This is a genomic window from Ammoniphilus sp. CFH 90114, from assembly GCF_004123195.1.
GTDB lineage: Bacteria > Bacillota > Bacilli > Aneurinibacillales > RAOX-1 > YIM-78166.
Genome location: NZ_SDLI01000075.1, coordinates 1 through 335, shown reverse-complemented (window position 1 = coordinate 335; position 335 = coordinate 1). Strand labels below are relative to the sequence as shown.

Sequence of the window (335 nt, the reverse complement as noted above, 5' to 3'; positions counted from 1 at the left end):
CGGACTATCTTTGACTGCTTCTGATGCTGTAGCTACTAGTGACAACAGTGTCAAGGTTGTTTACCGCGCTAATGGTGCACAGGTAGGTACTGCAACTTGGATTACTACTGCAACGACTACTAAGGCTGGTCAAACAGTTGGTGACGCTGCCAATGGTGCAAAGGGTACTGATAATCAAAACGCTGCTGGTGTCAATTTAACGAACTTTGTTAACAACAACCTTCCTACTGGTTACACGCCTGCTACTACGACTGCAACTTACACCGGTACTTATGGTAACACAGTGTATGTTGATGTTGTAGCTGCTGCTACTTCAAAGATTCAATTGAAGGCTG

The 335-nt window shown here is 44.8% G+C and carries 1 pseudogene; it reads left to right on the top strand.

The features are described from left to right. Positions 1 to 335, top strand: a pseudogene (locus tag EIZ39_RS26255) (hypothetical protein); the annotation flags it as partial.